Here is a 4747-nt window from a genome sequence, read left to right as displayed (position 1 = left end):
CAGCCCCGCCGAGGGCCAGCAGCGTGAAGTAGATCGCGAGCTCACCGGTGAACCGGACAAAGTCCATGCGCCGGCTGTGCTCCCGCCACCTGCCGCCCTGGCAGGCCACGCCGGGGAGCTGCTGGATGCGACCGGGGCGGGCGCCGCCGTCGTCACCCTGGACAAGGACGGCTCCTTCCTGCTCACGCCCGACGGCGGGACCCACCGTACCTGGGCCACCCCGGTCACCGAGAAGCAGGCTTCGGGCGCCGGCGACACCTACGTGGCCTGCCTGACCCTGGCGCGGGCGGCGGGGCTGCAGCTGAGCACCAGCCTTGACCTGGCCCAGGCCGCCGCGGACGTCGTGGTGCGCCGGCGCGGCACGTCGGTCTGCAGCACCACAGACCTCGCGTCGCACCTGGGCACCTTCTCCGATGCCGCCCTCGATGCGGAGGCGCTCGGGCAGGCGATCGCCGCCGAGCGGGCCTCGGGCAAGCGCATTGTGCTGACGAACGGGTGTTTCGACGTGTTGCACCGCGGCCACACCCGCTACCTGAACCAAGCCAAGCAACTGGGCGACGTGTTGGTCGTGGCGCTGAACAGCGACGCATCTGCCCGGCGGCTGAAGGGGCCGGACCGGCCGATCAACCCGGCCGCCGACCGGGCCGGCATCATCGCCGCGCTGAGCTGCGTGGACTACGTGACCGTGTTCGACACGGACACGCCCATCCCGCTGATCGAAGCGATCCGGCCCGACATCTACGCCAAGGGCGGGGACTACTCCCCGGAGATGCTCGAGGAGACGGCGGTGGTGGAAGCCTGCGGCGGCGAGGTGTGCATCCTGGACTATGTGTCCGACCACTCCACCACGGCGGTGGTCCGCCGGATCCGCGGCTCGGCGCCTGCGGCGGAGACGGGTTCGGCGCCGGCCTCGGGAGCGAATCCGACCCCGCCCGCGGGAGTCGATTCGGCGTGAGCCGCAGGAGTTCAGCCAGCTGGGCCCTGGCGGCACCGGAAACAGGGCCGGAGCTGGAGGTGTTGGTGCCCAGCTATGGCCGGGAAGCGGAGCTGGCGGTGACGCTCGCCGGGTTGGCGGCGCAGGACGGCCCGGCGTTCTCCGTCATCGTCAGCGACCAGAGCGACGGCGCCCCCGCCTGGGAGCACCCGGCCGTCGGGGCGATGATCCGGGTGCTGGAAGCCCAGGGGCGCCCGGTCCGGCTGGAGCGGAATCTGCCCCGGCGCGGGCTGGCCGAGCAGCGCGACTTCCTGCTCCGGCTTGCCACCGCTGAACTGGTGCTGTTCCTGGACAACGACGTGTGGCTGGAACCGGGCATGCTGGTCCGGATGACGGCGGCCATTCGGGAGGCGGGCTGCGGATTTATCGGTGCCGCGGTGCAGGGCATGTCCTACCTGGACGACGTGCGGCCGGGGGAGCAGGAGCCCTTCGAGCTGTGGGACGGTCCGGTCCGGCCCGAGCGCATCCGCCGCGAGGACCACCGGTTCGGCCGCTGGCAGCTGCATAACGCGGCAAACCTGACGCACATCGCCGCCGAGTTGGGCATCCCGGACGGCGGCTGGCGGCTGTACAAGATCGCGTGGGCCGGCGGCTGCGTGCTGTACCGGAGGCGTGCGCTGCTGGAGTGCGGCGGGTTCGGGTTCTGGCAGGAACTGCCGCCGGCCCACGCCGGGGAGGACGTGGTGGCGCAGCTGAGGGTCATGGAACGCTACGGCGGTGCCGGCATCCTGCCATCCGGCGCCGTCCACCTGGAATCGCCCACCACGGTCACCGATCGCTCCACCGAAGCCGCGGACGTGGTGCTGCGGGATTAGTCACCCGGGCCGCAGCCTACCCGGCGTCCTGCCACCCGCCGCCGACCGTATAGCTGGCGACCAGCGTGCCCGCCCCGGGCTGCATCGAGTCGTCGGGATCGTCGTAGAGCTGCGCCGCGTCCGCCTTGCTGTTGGACAGGATGGACTCCGCCGCCTCCTTGGCCTCCGCCAGCGACGCCCCGAACACCTCGCTGCGGGCAGGCAACTGGTCGGTGCGGACCATCTCCGCATCCGTTTCGCTCAGCGGAACCGTATAGCCGCGGTGCTCGTCGCTGACCGGGAACTCGAAGCTCTCCCCGTCCGGCGCTGCCGGGATGGTGTACTCCAGGTAATAGGACATGGCGGTGCTCCTTTCGGGCTGGTCGGCCGCCGGTGGGTCCGTCCCGGGCGGCGGCCCAGGCCCAGCCTGTCACAGCCGAAATCCGGTGCATAGATTGCAAGCGTCCGTGCCCGTCCGGCGGGGCAATCCCGCCCCGGCCGCGCCCGATCCGCCATCGCCGAGTTAGCCGTGCACCGCCGTCGTCGTTAGACTGGCAGGTGCGTAAGGGAGTATCCAGATGCGCTGCAGCCGTCAACACGTAGGGCGCCGACGCCCGGCCGGTTGCAGTGGCCGGCCGTGCCGGAGGAGAGACTTGCGGGCTCACCGCTACCCGCTTACGAAAGGAAACACATGAGCGTTTCTCCCCTGATTTGGGGCATCACGATCGCCGTTATCGTCGCGTTGCTCGCCTTCGACTATTTCTTCCACATCCGCAAGGCCCACGTGCCGTCGCTGAAGGAAGCCGCCATCTGGTCCGCCCTGTACGTGGGCATCGCCATCGTCTTTGGAATCCTGGTGCTGATCTACGGCGGCGTGGACATGGGCTCCGAGTACTTCGCCGGCTACATCACCGAGAAGGCGCTCTCGGTGGACAACCTGTTTGTCTTCCTCATCATCATCGCCAGTTTCAAGGTGCCGCGCGAAGACCAGCAGAAAGTGCTGCTGTTCGGCATCGTGTTCTCGCTGATCGCGCGCACCGGGTTCATCTTCCTGGGCGCCGCGCTGATCAACACCTTCGCCTGGGTCTTCTACGCCTTCGGCCTGATCCTGATCATCACGGCCGGCAACCTGCTCAAGCCCGGACACGACGGCGGCGAGGCGGACAACTTCATCATCCGGCTGGCCAAGCGCTTCTTCCACACCACGGATTACTACGACGGCGACAAACTGTTCACCGTCAAGGACGGCAAGAAGGCGATGACGCCGATGCTGCTGGTCATGGTGGCCATCGGCGGCACGGACATCCTGTTCGCCCTCGACTCGATTCCCGCGATCTTCGGCCTGACGCAGAACGTCTACATCGTCTTCACGGCCACCGCCTTCTCGCTGATGGGCCTGCGCCAGCTGTACTTCCTGATCGACGGCCTGCTGGACCGGTTGATCTACCTGTCCTACGGCCTGGCAGCGATCCTGGCTTTCATCGGCGTGAAGCTGATCCTGCACGCACTGCACGAGAACAACCTGCCCTTCGTCAACGACGGCAACCCGGTCCCCGTGGTCGAGATCAGCACCGGACTCTCGCTCACCGTCATCATCGGCATCCTGATAATCACCGTCGTCGCCTCGCTTCTGAGCAAGGCCGGCAAGGCACAGAACGCCATCAACAACGCGCGGCGGCACGCAATCAACTACATGGATCTCTCCTACACCGCTGACCCGGCAGAACGTGAACGCATTTACCGGCTGCTGGTGGAAGAAGAGCGCCAGATTGTGCAAATGGAACCGAAGTACCGCAACAAGGCCAAGGACGTGGACATCATCCGCGAACAGGTGGCCGAGGCCCACCGCCAGCACGCGGAATACCAGCGGAGCTAGGGCCGCCCGGGCCGGCCGGCCCCGGGGATCGGGACCCCCAAAGGACGTCCCGCCCGGGGCGCCGGCGGGCCCGGAGCGCCGTTCCAGCGCCCAAGCGCCTCCGGCGGACAACGTCGGAAAACCGGCCCGGCGGACGGATTCGCCGGGGCCGGTCGGGACGGGATCGGGCCCCCTTCAAGGGCAAAACGTCCGGTGCTACCGTGAGGTTCTACTGATCAAGAAAACCCGCAGTTCCAATAGCAGGGAAGGTGATCACGATGACCGAGCAGGTCAATACGACCCACGCGGCGAACAAGAGGTACGCCGAACTGTACAAGAAGCCGGGGCCTTGGATCACGGTCTACGTGGACGCCAGCACGGGCACCGTGGATTCCCTGCGGGCGGGGGATGTGCTGCCGGACAGGCTGCGGGAATCGCTCGAGAAGCAGGGCGCCGCGAAGGCGGACATAGCGGCCGTGATCGAGGCCGTTTCCCCGGCCACCGGCGTTCCGTCTCCGGTCTCCCGCTTTGTGCTGGTGCGCGGCGGTGAGGCCGAAATCAACGAGGTGCTCCCGGGCGAAATGTCCGGTACGGAGGTGGTTCACACCGGCCCGATTCCGGACCTGGTGCCCCTGTTGAAGGCCCGCGGCGACGACTTCCCGTACGTGGTGGCCGAAGTGGGCCGGGACGGCGGCGAGGTCCACCTGCAGTACGCCCGCCGAAACGGCGTGGTGGAAACGAGGACGGTGGAGGGCGAGCGGGAGAACCTCACGAAGGTTCCCGGCGGCGGCTGGTCCCAGGGCCGCTATCAGCACCGCACCGAGGAAATCTGGCGCAAGAACGCCGATGAGATCGCCGCCGAGATCGACCGCGTGGTGCAGGCCAGCAGGGCGCGGCTGCTGATTGTGGCGGGCGATATCCGGGCCCGGGAGCTTGTGGTCGATCAGCTCTCCGAGGCCAGCCGGGCGATCGAAGTCACCATCGAGTCGCACACCCGCACAGGCGGCCCTGGCCGACTACGAATCCGCCGTCCGCCAGCTGGCCGAAACGGGTGCGCAGTTAATCCTCTTCACCGGCTTTGAGGTCATGCTTCCGCCGGTCCTC

The 4747-nt window shown here is 68.1% G+C and carries 5 protein-coding genes; 4 read left to right on the top strand and 1 reads right to left on the bottom strand.

Annotated features, from left to right (window positions below; translation table 11 throughout):
* Both rfaE2 and AC5RV2_RS14745 read left to right on the top strand, forming a co-directional pair.
* Window positions 1-955: D-glycero-beta-D-manno-heptose 1-phosphate adenylyltransferase (gene rfaE2 / locus AC5RV2_RS14750; protein WP_494092952.1), on the top strand; the 955-nt coding region annotated here is incomplete at its 5' end.
* Entirely contained in the window at window positions 952-1809 is an 858-nt protein-coding gene (locus tag AC5RV2_RS14745) for a glycosyltransferase family 2 protein (RefSeq protein WP_494092951.1), read from the top strand. The genes rfaE2 and AC5RV2_RS14745, both read left to right, overlap by 4 nt.
* 16 nt (window positions 1810-1825) lie before the next feature.
* Here the strand turns inward: AC5RV2_RS14745 and AC5RV2_RS14740 are convergent, their stop codons facing one another.
* Window positions 1826-2149 (bottom strand): hypothetical protein, encoded by a 324-nt coding sequence (locus AC5RV2_RS14740; protein WP_494092950.1) that lies wholly within the window; start codon window positions 2147-2149, stop codon window positions 1826-1828.
* A gap of 330 nt (window positions 2150-2479) precedes the next feature.
* Here AC5RV2_RS14740 and AC5RV2_RS14735 point away from each other — a divergent pair, with 330 nt between their 5' ends.
* Together AC5RV2_RS14735 and AC5RV2_RS14730 are read left to right on the top strand one after the other, a co-directional pair.
* Window positions 2480-3664: a TerC family protein gene (locus tag AC5RV2_RS14735; RefSeq protein WP_493978892.1), complete on the top strand. Its 1185-nt coding sequence runs from the start codon at window positions 2480-2482 to the stop codon at window positions 3662-3664.
* A 257-nt stretch (window positions 3665-3921) separates the two neighbouring features.
* Window positions 3922-4725 (top strand): baeRF2 domain-containing protein, encoded by an 804-nt coding sequence (locus AC5RV2_RS14730; protein ID WP_494092949.1) that lies wholly within the window; start codon window positions 3922-3924, stop codon window positions 4723-4725.
* The last annotated feature ends 22 nt before the right edge of the window (window positions 4726-4747 follow it).

The sequence above is a fragment of the Arthrobacter sp. Y3225116 genome (assembly GCF_059091245.1).
Note: the sequence above shows the minus strand (reverse complement) of the source record. Positions and strands in the feature narration are given on the sequence as shown.